This is a genomic window from Hanstruepera neustonica (assembly GCF_002895005.1).
Classification (GTDB): Bacteria; Bacteroidota; Bacteroidia; order Flavobacteriales; family Flavobacteriaceae; genus Hanstruepera; species Hanstruepera neustonica.
In genome coordinates this window covers 13,825-30,301 of record NZ_POWF01000003.1, presented here as the reverse complement: position 1 = coordinate 30,301, position 16,477 = coordinate 13,825, and the positions used below count along the sequence as shown (strand labels likewise).

Below are 16,477 nucleotides of genomic sequence, written 5' to 3'. Positions count from 1 at the left end.
ATGCAACAACTCACTCAAAAGCTCGGTTCGGGCGATATGGTTATTCAAGAAGTACCTTATCCTCAATTAGGAAAAGGAATGGTGATTGTTAAAAATCATTACTCAATAATTAGCGCTGGAACAGAAGGATCTACAGTGCAAGCGGCAAGAAAAAGCCTTATTGGAAAAGCTAAAGAGAGACCACAACAGGTTAATCAGGTGATTGATACTTTAAAAAAGCAAGGCCCAATTCAAACCTATAGGGCTGTTATGAAAAAACTGGATGCCTATTCACCTTTAGGGTACAGTTGCGCTGGTGAGGTCATTGAAGTAGGGGAAGGTGTTACTGAATTTGAAGTAGGTGATAGGGTGGCCTGTGCAGGTGCTGGCTATGCCAATCATGCGGAAATTGTTTCAGTGCCAGTTAATCTGTGTGTAAAACTTGATGAAACCACAAATTTGAAAAACGCCGCCTACAATACACTTGGAGCGATTTCCATGCAAGGCATCAGACAAGCTGATTTAAGATTGGGAGAATCATGTGTTGTAATAGGCTTGGGCTTATTAGGACAATTAGCCGCTTTAATACTAAAAGCATCAGGTGTAACAGTTATAGGAGTTGATGTAGCTGAATCAGCAGTGAATCAAGCCATTGAAAACAACGCTGTGGATATTGGACTTGTTCGAAATGCGGCTGGTATTGAAGAGCAAATTTTGAATGCCACTAATGGTATTGGCGCTGATGCGGTTATTATTGCTGCCGCAACTTCTAGTTTAGATCCCATAAATTTTGCAGGAGCGATAGCTCGAAAAAAAGGCAAGGTGGTTGTTTTAGGTGCTGTTCCTACGGGATTTGATCGGGATCCGTTTTGGTATAGAAAAGAGTTGGAGCTTAAAATGGCCTGTTCTTATGGGCCTGGTCGTTACGATTTGAACTATGAAGAAAAAGGGATTGATTATCCTGTAGCGTACGTGAGATGGACTGAAAAGCGCAATATGGAAGCCTTCCAATCGCTTTTAATCACAAATAAAATCAATATTGACTATTTGACCACCCACGAATTTGATTTCGACAATGCCAAACAGGCTTTTGATTTGGTGGTTGAAAAGTCAGAACCTTTTACTGGTATTGCACTAAAATATGATACTGCCAAAGAACCATCAAAAGCTTCCGTTAAGACTTCAGATTCCGAAGCATTAGGGAAAGTCAATATTTCATTTATTGGAGCTGGTAGTTACGCTCAAGGTAATTTATTGCCAAACATTCCAGAGCATTCAGAGGTTACTAAAGTTGGTGTTTTAACTAATACAGGAACAACCTCTAAACGGGTTGCTGAAAAATTTAAGTTTCAGTTTTGCGCTAGTGAAGAAAACGATATTTTAAACGAAAATACCAATACGGTTTTTATTGCAACGCGTCATGATTCTCATGGACCGTATACTATAAAATCCTTGCAAGCTAATAAGCATGTGTTTGTTGAAAAGCCTTTGTGTTTAAAAGAGGAGGAATTAGAAAAAATCATTGAATTGAAAGAAGTATCTGGCAAATCAGTCATGATTGGTTTCAACAGACGCTTTTCACCTTTAACTAAAAAGCTAAAAAAATCTTTGGGCAACAATCCAGTATCCATGATTTACCGAATTAATGCAGGTGCTATTCCAAAGGATAATTGGATACAAGATATGGAAATTGGTGGTGGCCGAATTCATGGAGAAGTTTGTCACTTTGTTGACTACTTAACTTACATGAATGGAAGCTTGCCGATTAAGGTTTCGGCCACAGCAATACCAGATGCGAATCAGTTAAACGACACACTTAATGTGTTGATTCAATTCAAAAACGGTTCATCAGGTGTAATTGCTTATTATTCAAATGGATCAAAATCATTGACTAAAGAATATATTGAGGTTTTTTCAGCTGGTTTTTCAGGGATTATCCATGACTTTAAGGAGCTGAAAGTGTATGGAAAAGGAAAGCCCAAAAAGAAAAAACTATTGAATCAGAATAAAGGTCAAAAAGAAATGGTAAAAGCTTATGTTGATGGTTTGCTAAAAGATGGAAAAGCGCCAATTTCTTTTGATGAAGTGGTGGCTGTATCCAAAACATGTTTTGCAATTGTTGAATCTATAAAGCGTGGAGGAGAGCAGATTGACATCTAAATTTCAAGACAGTTTTTTAAGATTAAAAACCTATTGTGAAAAGGAGGGTTTTAAAGGCTGGGATCCTTATGACGGTTTAAATTCCAAAGTATTCCAAGCTTTGCCATTTAAGCATTGGGATTTAGCTCGATTGGCTTGGATTCAAGGATTTAAAAGAAGTCCAATAAATTTCAGGAATTTGTTACTGGTACCCAAAGAGCACAATGCTAAAGGCGTGGCTTTGTTTTTATTAGGCTATTGTAAATTGTTCAAAGCATCTTTAAAAGGTGATGAAACTTATGGCTCCACTACTTCTATTTTAAAGCATATCAATGAATTGACAGAATTACTTTTAAGTATGAAATCTGAAGGCTATTCTGGAGTTTGTTGGGGTTATAATTTTGATTGGCAGGCCAGACGCTTGTTTTTGTTCAAAAAACATACACCAACCGTTGTGGCTACTGCTTTTTGTGTAGAGGCTCTTTTGGAGAGTTATGAAATCACTAAAAATGAAACAGTTTTAAAACAGGCTTTAACGGCTGCAGATTTTGTAACCAATGATTTGTCGAGAACCCCTCAAAGAAGCGGCTTTTTGTTTTCTTATAGCGTGAAGGTTGGTAACAATACGGTTATCAATGCCTCGCTTTTGGGAGCTAAAATTTTAAGTTATTCATATAAGTATAACCAAAACGAAGCGCATCTAAAATTAGCCAAACAAGCTGTGCTTGCCGCATGTGAATTACAAGAGGAAGATGGTTCTTGGATATATGGTTTATTGCCTATCCAATCTTGGATTGATAGTTTCCATACGGGTTTCAATTTAGATGCCATAGAAACCTATCAGAAAAACACAGGAGATAATTCTTTTCAAGATTATATTAAAAAAGGCATGGATTTTTACGTCAAACATTTTTTTGAAGATAGTGGCATGCCCAAATATTACCATAATAAAACTTATCCTATTGATATTCATTGCCCGGCTCAAATAATAGTAACCTGCTCTAAACTAGATGTTTTTAAAACTTATCAAGGTCTTTTAGAAAAGGTACTGAATTGGACTATAGACAACATGCAGCATAAAAAAGGTTACTTTTACTATCAGTTAAAACAAGGATTGAGTTCTAAAATTCCTTACATGCGTTGGAGCAATGCTTTTATGTTTAATGCTATGGCGCATTATAATCTAGAAACCAAATCTATCTGATGATTGCTGAACAACTTAACGGAATAAAAACCTATGCTCCTAATTCACGCAAGGAGTTAATGGATTATGCAATGCTACATAAAAGTATCATGATAGCAGTAAATGCAGAAAAAATATTACATGCAACTGATGAAAGTCGCAATCTCATTAATAGAAATTTAGGATATCCTGATGGTATTGGAGCTGTTTGGGCCTTAAAGAAAAAAGGTCATCAATCCGTTGTAAAAATTCCTGGCTGTGAATTATGGTTGGATATTGTTCAAAGGTTTTACAAAGAAAAATCATTTTATCTTGTTGGAGGAAAACAGGAAGTTATTGAAGAAACAGTTGAAAAGTTAAAGGAAGATTTCACGGGTATAAACATCTGTAATTTTAGAAATGGCTACTTGAAAACGGAAGTTGAAGAAACTGATTTGATTGCTGACATTCTAAAACATAAACCAGATATTGTTTTTGTTGCCATGGGATCACCTAAACAGGAATTACTTATGGAACAAATGCAAAAAGAGCATCAAGCAGTATATCAAGGATTAGGAGGAAGTTTTGATGTTTACACGGGTAATGTCAAGCGAGCTCCTGAATGGTGGGTAAAAAACAATTTAGAATGGACTTATCGATTAATAAATCAACCCTCGAGAATAAAAAGGCAAATACATTTGGTGAAATTCTTTGTTAATTTGCATTTGAATAGATACTAAAACATTTTCTTTTATGTACAAAATAACCATTATTGCTGGTGCAAGACCAAATTTCATGAAAATAGCACCAATTATTCATGAAATCGATAAAGCAAAGCAACAAGGAAAGGATATTGATTTTAGATTGGTCCATACAGGACAACATTATGATAAAAACATGTCTGGCGATTTTTTCGAGCAGTTGCAAATTCCAGAGCCACATGTTAATTTAGAATGTAGTGGCGGAACCCAAGCTGAACAAACAGCAAATATTATGGTTGCTTTTGAAAAAGATTTGATGGAAAATCCTTCAGATTTAGTTTTAGTAGTAGGAGATGTGACATCTACAATGGCTTGTGCTTTGGTAGCCCAAAAACTACATACAAAAGTGGCTCATGTAGAAGGAGGAATTCGATCTAACGATTGGACTATGCCTGAAGAAATTAACAGATTAGTAACGGACAGTATTACTAATTATTTTTTTACAACTTCAGAAACGGCAAATGATTATCTTAAGAAGAGTGGTGTACAAGACCATCAAATATTTTTTGTGGGTAATACCATGATTGATACTCTTATGAAACAAATGCCAAATTTCAAAAAACCTTTAGTCTGGAATGAATTGTCATTAAAGCCAAAGGGGTATATTGTCATGACTTTGCATCGTCCGGCCAATGTTGATGAAGAAAATCAATTAAAGTCAATGATTGATGAGATCATGTTAAATACTCAAAACACGCCTATTGTTTTTCCGGTACACCCAAGAACAGCAAAAATTCTTGATAAATTAAGTATTAATCATAATCGTCTTCATACAATCAATCCCTTAAGCTACCTTGAATTTAATTATCTCGTTCAAAATGCGAAAGCAGTCATTACGGATTCAGGAGGCATTACCGAAGAGGCATCAATTATGAATGTGCCATGTATGACTTTAAGGAATAATACAGAACGTCCAGAGACGATGACACTAGGTACTAATGAATTGGTAGGAACAAACCCCAAAAACATGAAGACCTATTTAGATAAATTGTTTTCAGGGTCTTGGAAACAAGCTCAAAATATACCATTGTGGGATGGGAAAACTTCTCAACGAATTGTTGATACTCTCATAGGTTTTAGTCAATAGTTTTTGCCTAAAGATAATATTGATGTCCAAATTCGTGTATAGTTCAATTAATTGACGGATATTTGTATTAACCATCACAAAAGAGTGCCCTAATGATAGAATCTTTAATTAATATATTCAATCCTGAAGAACATATAATTGTCTGGTTGATTTCGGCGTTTATTATGGCTTTTTTTATTGCATACAATACGTTTCCTACAATTTTGTATGTTGCCAAAGAGAAGCATTTATTAGATGAACCTGATGACAGAAGTACACACTCTTATAAAGTTCCTACGTTGGGAGGCATCGGTATTTTTATAAGTCTGGTTGTTGTTATGACAATCACTGGAGCATTCTTGAATACTAAAGTTTTGCTTTTGGTTATGGGAGCTATAACCATTTTATTTTTTTTAGGCCTCAAGGATGATTTAACCGTTCTTTCTGCTAGAAAAAAATTCATGGGACAACTATTTGCCGCATTACTTTTAATAGTTTTTACAGATACTAGAATAATTGGTTTTTCAAAAATATTGGACGTAGAAACTTTGCCTTACTGGGTGTCTATTGGATTCACTTTGTTCGTTTACATCTTAATAATAAACGCCTATAATTTAATTGATGGTGTAGATGGATTAGCTGGGGCATTCGCTTTTTTTGCAAGTGCTGTTTTTTCTATTTTATTTATAAAAGCAGATATGATTAGTTTGGCAACAATTGCGATAGCTTTGATGGGTGCATTAATAGCATTTTTAAGATTGAACTTTTCAAATAAGAACAAGCTCTTCATGGGAGATACGGGTTCAATGATAGTTGGATTTCTATTGGCTTTTTTTACAATTAGTTTCATTTCTGAAGCGCAATTAAATGTCAATTCACAATACCACAAAGCATCGCCAGCTTTGGCAATAGCCATTTTATTTTTTCCTCTTATAGACACTTTGAGAGTTGTATTGGTAAGGTTGTTAATTTTAAAAAGCAATCCGTTTAAGCCAGACAAAAAACACATACACCATTGTTTATTGAATATGGGATTCAGTCATGTTATGACCACAACTATTATTATTGTGATTAATGTTGCCATAATTGGAATTGCATTCAATTTACTTCATTTAAATTTAAACACTCAAATTGCTTTACTCCTTTTTTATGGAAGCCTATTGTATGTTTTACCGTTTGTTTTACTGCGAGGAAAATTAAAAGCTGAAATTGGGACTTGATTTTATATTACTTATGTTTCTAAATCAATTAAAGCCTTTGCGGTTGATTCAAATGCGCTTATATTTGTTTTTAAATGCAGACAGTATGAGAATTAAATTATTGGGAATTGTTTTGTTGTTAGCGCTTTCATCTTGTGTTTCTAAGAAAGAAATCTTGTATTTGCAAAATGCAGATGATGCCAATAATACTATTATAGATTATAGCAGTATTACAATTCAACCAAATGATATATTGAACATAAGCGTAGGTGCTTTAGTGCCTGAAACAGCAATACCTTATAACCGAAAGTTAGGTGATAATGCTCCACAAAATTCAATAGACTTGTTAAAGTTGGAAGGTTACCTTGTTTCTAAAGAGAAAAAGATAATTTTTCCTGTTTTAGGAGAGATAACAGTTGAAAATATGACTACAGCCCAATTGGAAATGTATTTAAAAGACAGGCTAAAGGAAGGTGGGCATTTGGTGGATCCAACGGTAAGTGTAAGAATTTTAAATGCAAAAGTAACTGTATTGGGGGAGGTTAAAAATCCTGGTACTTATTCGTTTTCAGAAGAAAGTATTTCTATTTTTCAAGCTCTAGGCTATGCTGGTGATTTGACGATTAAAGGTGTTAGAGAAGACGTATTAGTGGTTCGTGAAATAGATGGTGTTCGTAAAATAACCCATTTAAACTTAACTTCAGCTGAATTGTTGAATAGCCCTTTTTACTATGTAAAGCCTAATGATGTGATTGTGGTTAATCAAAACAACCCCAAAGTTAAAACTGCAGGTTTTATTGGAGACGTTGGTACATTGTTAGCTGTTACCACTGTTGTTTTAAGTATTGTTATTTTATTAAGTCGTTAATTATGGAGATGAATTCAAATAACCCATATTTTGGTCAAGAGGATGATAATGTCGACTTTAAACATGAAATCAAAAGGTATTTAAGGTATTGGCCTTGGTTTGCTTTAGCTATTTTTATTGCGCTGTCTGGAGCTTATTTGTATTTAAGGTATTCTCCTAGAATTTATCAAACAGTTACTAAAATTAAAATATTAGATGAAGCTGATGGATTAGAATTACCGTCTTCTGCTTTTATTTTCAAACGGTCCAATATCAATCTTGAGAATGAAATAGAAATATTAAATTCTTACAGAATAATAGAAGATGTTGTTAAAAAACTTAATCTTAATACTACTTTTTTTGAGGAAGGTCAAATACAAACATCTCAAATGGCCGAGTTGCCATTTTCTTTTAAACAAAGAATACAAGTAGATAGTATCCTCACTAGTATGCAATATGAGATTTATGTGGATTCTGATAAGTTTGAGATTACAAACTTGAAAACAGAAAAATCAATAACATTTCCAAATCATGATTCATATTTAAAGTCACACAGATTACCATTTGATATCAAAGTATATGATACTTCTGATTTGCAAGCCATAATCGGTAAAACCTATATTGTTAAATTCACACCACTTAAGTCAACAGTTTTAAGTTTAAAAAATAGAATAAAAACGGAGGCTATAGGTGATCAAAGCCATTTACTGAAATTGACTATTAAAGGAGAGAGTCCAAAATGGTCCGAAATGGTTTTAGATTCTTTAGTTGGGACATTTAATCAGGATGGGATTGATGATAGGCGAGAAGTATTTCTTACGACAACAAGATTTATTGATGATCGGTTTGAATATTTAGCATTTGAGCTCGATTCAATTGAAGATAACAAACAAGAGTTTAAACAAAGAAATAATCTAGTTTTTTTACCGAGTGATGCTGAACTAGGTATTCAAAAGAGATCTAAATCCGAAGAGGAGGTTTTTAGAATTGAAAGTCAGCTGGCCTTAGCCGATTTGATTGAGGATGCATTGAAAGACCAGGATTTTTCAGATGGGTTATTACCTTCAAATATTGGAATTGAAAGTGGCGGTATTAATGAGTTGATATCGCAATATAATTCAGCTATATTGGAACGCAATAAATATGTAGTCAGTGGAGGTGTAAACAACCCTATGGTTAAGCAATTGAATGCTACTATCGCCGACTTAAAAAATAATATCAATCAATCATTAGTTTCTTACAAAAGTCAATTGCAAGCATCAAAGAAACAACTGGATGCTAGAGATCGCAAGTTTAGAGGTGAGGTTAGTCAGCTGCCTCTTCAGGAAAAATTACTACGAGAAATTGATAGACAGCAGCAAATAAAAGAAAGTCTATACTTGTTTTTATTTCAAAAGAGAGAAGAAGCTGCCATTAATTACGAAATTACTGAACCTTCCATAAAGGTTGTTGAATATGCGCTATCAGGATCGAATCCAATTTCTCCAAAACCAAACATTGTTTACGCAGCAGCGATTTTAGGAGGGTTGTTGTTACCTTTTGCTTCTTTATACTTATTTTTTATGTTGGATACTAAAGTACATGATAAGCGAGATGTTGAGAAAGCTGTTAAAAATGTACCGATTATAGGCCAAATTCCAGAAGTTAAGGATAAAGATGGTCTAATTTTTGAAAACCCTAATGACCGATCAATATTAGCTGAATCTTTTCGGATTTTGAGTTCCAATGTCAGGTATGTATTGCCAAAAAACAATAATAATGTTGGTCAAGTTATTTTTTGTACTTCAACAATTAAAGGAGAGGGTAAGACTTATGTGAGTATCAATTTATCGTTAGCATTATCTAGTTTAAATAAAAAAGTACTATTGATAGGAGCTGATTTAAGAAATCCGCAAATACATGCTTATTCAACAAAAGACAAGAATGCACTTGGATTATCGAATTACCTTCATGATTTTAAATTGGATTGGAAAGACATGCTAATTAAAGGTTTTAAAAATCATCAAACACATGATGTTTTACTTTCGGGTTCAATACCGCCTAATCCGGCACATTTGCTAACTAACGGTCGTTTTGATTCGTTGATTGAAGAAGCTAAAAAACTATATGATTATATCATAGTTGATACCGCACCAACTATTTTAGTTACTGACACGATGTTGATTTCACATTTGGCCGACACCAATGTGTACATAGTTAAAGCCAACTTTACTGAAAAGAATTTATTAGAGTTTTCAAAAGAACTTGTGGAGTCAGGTAAATTGAAAAATATGGCTTACGTGGTCAATAGTGTTGGGGCTAGCAAATCAAGAGGTTATGGCTATAACTATGGATATGGTTATGGCTATAGTGATCAAAGTTAACTTTTTGACAGTAAAAATAGGACTTTGTCTCTTTACTGTAATGTTTTGTTGATTATTACGACAGCTATTACATCTATCCGAATTATTATATTATGAATACAATCTGGTTTTTTGAAGATGTTAATCTATTTAAGGTGCTTTGTCCTCATAAATTTAAAGCATACAAGAAGAGTCACAGCTTTAATACCTTCAAAAAGAAAGATTATATCTACTTTGAAGAGGATGCTGCCAATAAGATATATCTCATAGAAAAAGGTAAGGTCAAGATAGGATACTACAGTGAAGATGGTGAGGAGGTCGTTAAAGCGATTTTAACTAAGGGTGAATTGTTTGGTGAAAAAGCCATTCTCGGCGAATCAAAAAGAGATGAGTTTGCCCAATCTGTAGAAAATACCACATCAATCTGTCCTATTGGTGTGCAAACCATGCATGATTTAATGCGAGACAACCAAACTTTTAGCTTCAAAATATATAAGTTCATTGGATTGAAGTTTAAAAAACTAGAAAGACGTCTCCAATTATTACTTTTTAAGGACACCAAAACTAGGCTCATTGAATTTTTGGAAGAACTATGCGAAGATTATGGTTATGACTGCGCTAAAACAGGCGATCATGTCATTAAACATCCATATACACAAAAGGATATGGCATCACTTATTGGAACATCCAGACCTACTTTAAATATCCTACTAAAAGAGCTTAAAGACGAAAGCTACCTTGATTTTTCCAGAAAGGAAATCAGAATTTATAAAAAAGCCATTTAGTGTTAGCTAGCTAACATTTTGAATCATTGCATAAATATATTTTTGAGTATTAATTTAAAAATATAACGCAATGATAAAAAAAGTAATTTTTTCAGTATTAAGCTCTATGATTTTGTTTATGTCATGCAGTAGTGATGATGACAGTAAAATAGTGTTGCCTACAAATTCAGAATTAACATTAAACTTAAACGGATTAGAGCCACTCGGACCAGATTTTGTGTATGAAGGTTGGATTATTGTAGATGGAGAGCCCATTTCAACGGGAACATTTTCAAGTGTCACATTTCCACAGTCTTTTACGGTTAACAGATCGCAATTAAATAATGCAACGATGTTTGTCTTGTCAATTGAGCCAGCTATAGATACAGATCCAGCGCCTGCTGAAACTAAAATTTTAGCTGGACCTTTTTCTGGAAGTTCAGCACAAGTTGATAGTAATAGTATCGTTGGAGATTTTAGATCCGCTTCAGGGACTTATATTTTAGCAACTCCTACAGATATGGATGATACTAATGAAGCCAGTGGTGTTTGGTTTTTGGATAATACCACTGGTAGTCCTATGGTGGGATTGGATTTACCTACGCTGCAAAATGGCTGGAAATATGAAGGTTGGGCTGTTATTGATGGTATGCCAGTTAGTACTGGGACGTTTACAGATATTATGGATTTTGATAACAACGCTGCAACATCTCCATATAAAGGTGATTCGGGTAATGGACCAAGTTACCCGGGAGAAGATTTTTTACAAAATGCTCCAAATGGTTTAAGCTTTCCAACAGATTTAAGAGGGGCAACTGTCGTCATATCGGTTGAGCCATACCCTGACAATAGCCCTATGCCATTTACTTTAAAACCTCTAGCTCATGTAGTGCCGAATGATGCTATGGTACATTCTGCCATTAATATGGCAGAAGGTCCAACTGTTTCATTATCGGGAACAGTAACTAGATAATTTATTAATAGCACATATATTTTGTAAGTTTTAAGGTATAGTTTTGTCAAAGAAACTATACCTTAAGTTGTTCTATGAAGTTTTTAAAAGTCAAATTCAGTAATATTTTATTTTTGGTCGTTATCATTTTATTGATTGTTCCAACTACGCGTAAACCTATTCAAGTTTTTATCCATAAGGGTTTGGCCCTAATAAGCCCTTCAAAAGTCGAAGAATCTGATCAAAAAACCTTGTCTAATTACAATTGGAATTTACAAGGTGGTGATGCTACTATTTATAATTTTAACAATGCAAAAGGAAAGGTTGTCTTTATAAATTTCTGGGCTACTTGGTGTCCGCCTTGTATAGCTGAAATGCAAAGTATTAATGAACTTTATAAAGATTATAATAACGATGTGGTCTTTCTGTTGGTCACGAGTGAAAATGAAAAAAAAGTATCAAATTTTATTTTGAAGAATAACTATGATTTCAACTTCTACATGCCTTTAAGTGAAGAGCCCGATTTGTTGTATACATCTAGTATACCACAGACCTATGTTATTGATAAATTGGGCAATATTGTTATTGAAAAAAATGGTGCTGCCAATTGGAATAGCGAGTCAGTGAGATCCTTGTTAGATGACCTCTTGAAAAAGGAATAGCTTTAAAGTGCGCACGAGAAGACTCGAACTTCCACGACCTAAACGGTCACTGGCCCCTCAAGCCAGCGCGTCTACCAATTCCGCCACGTGCGCATTAAGTTTGGTAAAAATAAAAAAAGTTAAGCATTTGCTTAACTTTTTGTGACCGGGCTGGGGCTCGAACCCAGGACCCTCTCCTTAAAAGGGAGATGCTCTACCAACTGAGCTACCCGGTCATTTGTTCTCTCTAATGAGGGTGCAAATATAAAATGTTTAATTAATAAAACAATACTTTTTTCAGATTAATTTTTGTTTTTTTGTTGAACAATTTGATAGTAAATTAATTATCAATTTCAATCTAGAATATGAATGTCATTTTATTAGGATATATGGGGTCGGGCAAGTCCTTTATCGGTCAAGAATTAAGCAAAACTTTACAGATGCCATTTATCGATTTTGATGGTTTTATTGAAGAAAATGAAAGGTCGACGATTAATGAAATATTCGATACAAAAGGAGAAATTTATTTCAGAAAAATAGAACACCATTATTTAAAGGCATTATTGAACAAAAGCACAAATTCAATAATAGCACTTGGTGGTGGTACACCCTGTTATTATGATAATATGCAAATCATTAAAAGTAGAGAAAATACCAAAGTCATTTATATTAATGTTAGTGTTGCTGAATTGTCTAAAAGGCTGCTGAAAGAAAAACAAGCAAGACCATTGTTGAAGTATGTGAGCTCAATAGATGATATGGAGGAATTTGTGGGCAAGCATTTATTTGAAAGAATCAATTTCTATAATCAAGCAGATATAATCATAAATGGAAATAATAGTCCTGAAAAAATAATTGAGGAGATTGTTCTGCGGTTATTTTAAAAAAGCCTCATAAGGTTTTGAGTCTAAAACCACATCTATATGTTCATGAAGCGAAGTAGACAACGAAATTCCTTTGAAATCGGCTTTTACAGGATACTTTTTATGGTTTCTATTCACCAGAACAGCCGTTTTAAATCGTTTTAAAGGGACTTCTAAAAAGTGCTTTACACCATAAATCAATGTAGTCCCTGAATTAAGGACATCATCAATCAGTACCACAGATTTGTTGGTGTAATCTTCTATCTTTAATGAGGTTTTAATTGGGTTACGAGGATTTTTTTTGTCAATCACAACACGACATAAAACAGGGGAAATAGGAGAGATTTTAGATAAAATCGTCTTTAGTTTTTTAGCCAAGATATAGCCATTGGAATCAATTCCAGCCAATATAACTTCACTTTCGTTAACATTACTCTCATAAATTTGATAGGCAATGCGCCTTAACTTGTGCGTAATTTCATCGTGATTGAGAATAATATTTTTTTCAACTGTCTCCATGTGCATTTGTTTTTTCAAAGATAAAAGAGAAATTATTAGCAGCCGTATTTTTAACCATCAAATTCATCGGTATAATCTTCAATATCCCGTCTGTCTTTTTTTGTTGGTCTTCCAGTACCTTTTTTTCTATAGTAGTCCTTTGAAAATTTAATGAGTTCTTGAGCTTCAAAGGCTTCTTTTGGTGTGGTGTCCGTTCGGTAAATATCAACTAGTTTGGCTCCAACTCTGTTAGGAGGAATATCGTTGACTGTTAGAGAATAGTTGATTTGATTCTTTCGTAAATCAATTTTGTCTGTTGGGTAAACATCACGACTAGGTTTTGCAACTTCATTATTTATTTTAACATGACCTTTTTTGCAAGCAGTTGTAGCCAAAGATCTAGTCTTATAATACCTCACACACCATAAATACTTATCAATACGCATATAATTACTCAAAAAACTACGTTAATGTTGTTGTGCAAAATTATTTAAATATTGTATCTTGCTCTACAAAAATAAGCAATTATGAAATTAAGAAAATTAACCCTAATGATGTTATTAGGTTTTGTGGTTTTTTTAGGATGTAATAACGATGACGATAGCTCAACAACAATTCCAGATAGAGACAGAGGCGTTGTTTATGAAGAAGATTTAGCCGAAATCGAAGAATTCTTAATGACACATACCTACAACTATGAAGATTTTGATTTTGATAATCTTTACACCAACCCATCTAATGATACTTTCGAGATTGTTTTTGAAGAAATTATAGTTGGAGTCAATGATGATAAGGATCCTTTAATGGACAGACCAGAACTATTGTTCAAAACAGTTGAAGATTCAGGAATTGATTATAAGCTTTACTATTTAAATATAAGACAAGGTAACGGCAACATCGTTCATTTTTGTGATCAGGCTTTTGTGACTTATGAAGGTAGTTTAACAACTGGATATGTCTTTGATAGTGCAGTTTCACCAAGTGGTTTTAATTTAATAACTACAGGAACGGAAGCTGGGGTTGTGAAGGGCTTTCAACAAGGGTTAATAGAATTTAAGACTAGTACAAGTTATACAGATAATGGAAATGGAACCATTTCTTATCATAACCATGGTATTGGTGCTGTTTTTATTCCTTCGGGATTAGGATACTTTTCTCAACCACTCGTTGGTGTTACAAGTTATACACCTTTGATATTTAAGTTTAATTTATTCGAACGCGTTATCAAAGATCACGATAATGATAACATTCCTTCCTACATGGAAGATTTGAATAATAACGGAGACCTTTATGATGATGACACGGATGGTGATTTAGGACCAAATTTTATTGATAATGAAGATGATGGTGATGGTTATTTTACAAGAGATGAAATTGAGTTGGTTGCGTACACCGAAGATGAAACCATGACACCATTTACATCAAAAGAGGATGCCCAAGATTATTTTGATAATAATGCCTTGCCAAATGAAATATTTGATAACATTGAAGATAATTTTGATGGAACATTTACTCTAAATACGGTTATAATTACCGATACTGATGGTGATGGCACTCCTGATTATTTAGATAAGAATACAACGCCTGAATAAAAAATTATTAATAATTACAAAAAAAGCCGCTGCATTTTGAGAAACTCAATAAACAGCGGCTTTTTTATATTATAGAATTAAAGACAAACTCAATATTAACTGATCAGGTCGTGTATCAATTCTTCCAATGCCTAATCCATTATTATTAATAAATGTGGCTTCGTTTTCTGAAAAGCCACGCTCATAACGTAAATCAACCCCTAGTTTTTTTAGGCTAAAACCAACTCCAAAGTTTAGGCCAACTGTAAACTCATTTTTAACGTTATCTATAGAATATCTTCCAAATTCAGTGTCCAATATATATTGGAGAGATGGTCCTGCGAAAATATTCAAATGTCTGAAGAATGTTATCCCAGTCAAAAGAGGAGCATCTAATTTTTGCATTTTGAAGCTCTCATTATCATAATCACTTTTAGTACTTGTATAGACCAATTCAGGTTTAAAGTATAGCTTTTTACCTACCTTACCAAAAACACCGAAATGAAAACCAATATTCCTATCTGGGCTTTTAGCATTGGCATTGATTGATTCAAAGTAATCACCATTGGCGTTGTAATTAACTCCCCCTTTAAACCCAAAGCCATAGGCATTTTGAGAACATAGTTGATTAGAAAATAATAGACAAGTCAACAAACTTAAAACTAAATATCTCATAATTGTTGTTTTTTTTTTTTGATTACAACACTAGAACGAGATTCTAGATTATTTATTTTCTTCTGATAACAGTTTGAACTGCATTGACAATCGCAGCAGCATTCAAACCGTATTTTTCCATAAGCTGTTCAGGAGTTCCTGATTCACCAAATGTATCATTGGTAGCTACAAATTCTTGTGGTGTAGGCTTGGTGGTTGCCAATACTCTGGATACACTTTCTCCCAGACCACCTAGATAATTGTGTTCTTCGGCGGTTACGATACAACCAGTTTTGTTTACTGAATCTAAAATAGCTTTTTCATCTAAAGGCTTGATGGTATGAATATTAATAACTTCTGCAGAAATGCCTTTTCCCTCTAATTCTTTTGCTGCTTCCAAAGCTTCCCAAACCAAATGGCCAGTAGCTACTATGGTTACGTCATTACCTTCGGTTAGGTGCAAAGCTTTTCCAATTTCAAAAGTTTGATTTTCAGGCGTAAAATTAGCAACCTTTGGACGTCCAAAACGTAAGTAAACGGGACCATCATGATCAGCAATAGCCATTGTTGCTGCTTTTGTTTGATTAAAATCACAAGGATTGATAACCACCATGCCAGGCAGCATTTTCATTAAACCGATGTCTTCGAGAATTTGATGAGTGGCACCATCTTCACCAAGCGTTAATCCAGCATGTGAAGCGCATATTTTTACATTCTTGCCAGAATAAGCAACACTTTGACGTATTTGATCATACACACGCCCAGTTGAGAAATTGGCAAAGGTTCCCGTAAATGGAATTTTACCACCTATAGTCATACCTGCAGCTAAACCAATCATATTAGCTTCAGCAATACCAACTTGAAAAAAGCGTTCGGGATGATTGGCTTTAAAATCATCCATTTTAAGTGAACCAATTAAATCAGCACAAAGGGCAACCACGTTTTCATTTGTTTGTCCCAATTCGGTTAAACCAGCTCCAAATCCTGAACGAGTATCTTTACTTCCTGTGTTTGTATATGTTTTCATAATTGCTTTTTG

The 16,477-nt window shown here is 34.1% G+C and carries 16 protein-coding genes and 2 tRNA genes; 12 read left to right on the top strand and 6 right to left on the bottom strand.

Annotated features, from left to right (window positions below):
• The 10 genes from C1T31_RS07110 to C1T31_RS07065 all read left to right on the top strand — a co-directional run bounded on the left by C1T31_RS07110 (position 1) and on the right by C1T31_RS07065 (position 11,873).
• Complete coding sequence (locus tag C1T31_RS07110; protein ID WP_103051803.1) at positions 1 to 2,139, top strand: Gfo/Idh/MocA family oxidoreductase; 2,139 nt, start codon at positions 1 to 3, stop codon at positions 2,137 to 2,139.
• The gene (locus C1T31_RS07105; protein WP_243398904.1) at positions 2,114 to 3,322 is read left to right on the top strand and encodes a delta-aminolevulinic acid dehydratase; all 1,209 of its coding nucleotides are present in this window, start codon (positions 2,114 to 2,116) and stop codon (positions 3,320 to 3,322) included. Before C1T31_RS07110 ends, C1T31_RS07105 begins: the two co-directional genes overlap by 26 nt.
• The gene (locus C1T31_RS07100; protein WP_103051801.1) at positions 3,322 to 4,020 is read left to right on the top strand and encodes a WecB/TagA/CpsF family glycosyltransferase; all 699 of its coding nucleotides are present in this window, start codon (positions 3,322 to 3,324) and stop codon (positions 4,018 to 4,020) included. The genes C1T31_RS07105 and C1T31_RS07100 overlap by 1 nt, the downstream gene beginning before the upstream one ends.
• A gap of 13 nt (positions 4,021 to 4,033) precedes the next feature.
• A complete protein-coding gene (gene wecB, locus C1T31_RS07095; protein ID WP_103051800.1) occupies positions 4,034 to 5,128 on the top strand; it encodes a non-hydrolyzing UDP-N-acetylglucosamine 2-epimerase in 1,095 nt (364 codons plus the stop codon).
• Positions 5,129 to 5,220: 92 nt separating this feature from the next.
• On the top strand, positions 5,221 to 6,327 hold the full coding sequence (locus tag C1T31_RS07090) for an MraY family glycosyltransferase (RefSeq protein WP_103051799.1): 1,107 nt from the start codon (positions 5,221 to 5,223) through the stop codon (positions 6,325 to 6,327).
• Positions 6,328 to 6,412: 85 nt separating this feature from the next.
• Positions 6,413 to 7,174, top strand: a complete 762-nt coding sequence (locus C1T31_RS07085) for a polysaccharide biosynthesis/export family protein (RefSeq protein ID WP_103051990.1) — start codon at positions 6,413 to 6,415, stop codon at positions 7,172 to 7,174.
• An 8-nt stretch (positions 7,175 to 7,182) separates the two neighbouring features.
• On the top strand, positions 7,183 to 9,516 hold the full coding sequence (locus tag C1T31_RS07080) for a GumC family protein (protein ID WP_165780082.1): 2,334 nt from the start codon (positions 7,183 to 7,185) through the stop codon (positions 9,514 to 9,516).
• 92 nt (positions 9,517 to 9,608) lie between these two features.
• On the top strand, positions 9,609 to 10,280 hold the full coding sequence (locus C1T31_RS07075; protein WP_103051797.1) for a Crp/Fnr family transcriptional regulator: 672 nt from the start codon (positions 9,609 to 9,611) through the stop codon (positions 10,278 to 10,280).
• 70 nt (positions 10,281 to 10,350) lie between these two features.
• On the top strand, positions 10,351 to 11,232 hold the full coding sequence (locus C1T31_RS07070; RefSeq protein ID WP_103051796.1) for an anti-sigma factor: 882 nt from the start codon (positions 10,351 to 10,353) through the stop codon (positions 11,230 to 11,232).
• 74 nt (positions 11,233 to 11,306) lie between these two features.
• Positions 11,307 to 11,873 carry a TlpA family protein disulfide reductase gene (locus C1T31_RS07065; RefSeq protein ID WP_103051795.1) on the top strand — a complete coding sequence of 189 codons (567 nt, stop codon included), beginning with the start codon at positions 11,307 to 11,309 and terminating at the stop codon, positions 11,871 to 11,873.
• Between the two features lie 8 nt (positions 11,874 to 11,881).
• Here the strand turns inward: C1T31_RS07065 and C1T31_RS07060 are convergent.
• Together C1T31_RS07060 and C1T31_RS07055 are read right to left on the bottom strand one after the other, a co-directional pair.
• Positions 11,882 to 11,966: transfer RNA gene (locus C1T31_RS07060), tRNA-Leu, on the bottom strand.
• A gap of 49 nt (positions 11,967 to 12,015) precedes the next feature.
• Positions 12,016 to 12,088, bottom strand: a tRNA-Lys gene (locus C1T31_RS07055).
• A 129-nt stretch (positions 12,089 to 12,217) separates the two neighbouring features.
• Between C1T31_RS07055 and C1T31_RS07050 the strand changes: the two genes are divergently transcribed.
• Positions 12,218 to 12,736: a shikimate kinase gene (locus C1T31_RS07050; protein ID WP_103051794.1), complete on the top strand. Its 519-nt coding sequence runs from the start codon at positions 12,218 to 12,220 to the stop codon at positions 12,734 to 12,736.
• Here C1T31_RS07050 and C1T31_RS07045 read toward each other — a convergent pair.
• Together C1T31_RS07045 and C1T31_RS07040 are read right to left on the bottom strand one after the other, a co-directional pair.
• Positions 12,728 to 13,234, bottom strand: coding sequence for a phosphoribosyltransferase family protein (locus tag C1T31_RS07045; RefSeq protein ID WP_103051793.1), 507 nt, complete (start codon positions 13,232 to 13,234; stop codon positions 12,728 to 12,730). The genes C1T31_RS07050 and C1T31_RS07045 overlap by 9 nt on opposite strands.
• Positions 13,235 to 13,284: 50 nt before the next feature.
• A complete protein-coding gene (locus C1T31_RS07040; RefSeq protein ID WP_103051792.1) occupies positions 13,285 to 13,659 on the bottom strand; it encodes an RNA-binding S4 domain-containing protein in 375 nt (124 codons plus the stop codon).
• 81 nt (positions 13,660 to 13,740) lie between these two features.
• Between C1T31_RS07040 and C1T31_RS07035 the strand changes: the two genes are divergently transcribed.
• Positions 13,741 to 14,805 (top strand): FKBP-type peptidyl-prolyl cis-trans isomerase, encoded by a 1,065-nt coding sequence (locus C1T31_RS07035; RefSeq protein ID WP_103051791.1) that lies wholly within the window; start codon positions 13,741 to 13,743, stop codon positions 14,803 to 14,805.
• A 69-nt stretch (positions 14,806 to 14,874) separates the two neighbouring features.
• Here C1T31_RS07035 and C1T31_RS07030 read toward each other — a convergent pair whose 3' ends face one another.
• A complete protein-coding gene (locus C1T31_RS07030; RefSeq protein ID WP_103051790.1) occupies positions 14,875 to 15,459 on the bottom strand; it encodes an outer membrane beta-barrel protein in 585 nt (194 codons plus the stop codon).
• Between the two features lie 52 nt (positions 15,460 to 15,511).
• Positions 15,512 to 16,465, bottom strand: a complete 954-nt coding sequence (locus tag C1T31_RS07025; RefSeq protein WP_103051789.1) for a transketolase family protein — start codon at positions 16,463 to 16,465, stop codon at positions 15,512 to 15,514.
• Positions 16,466 to 16,477 lie beyond the last annotated feature (12 nt).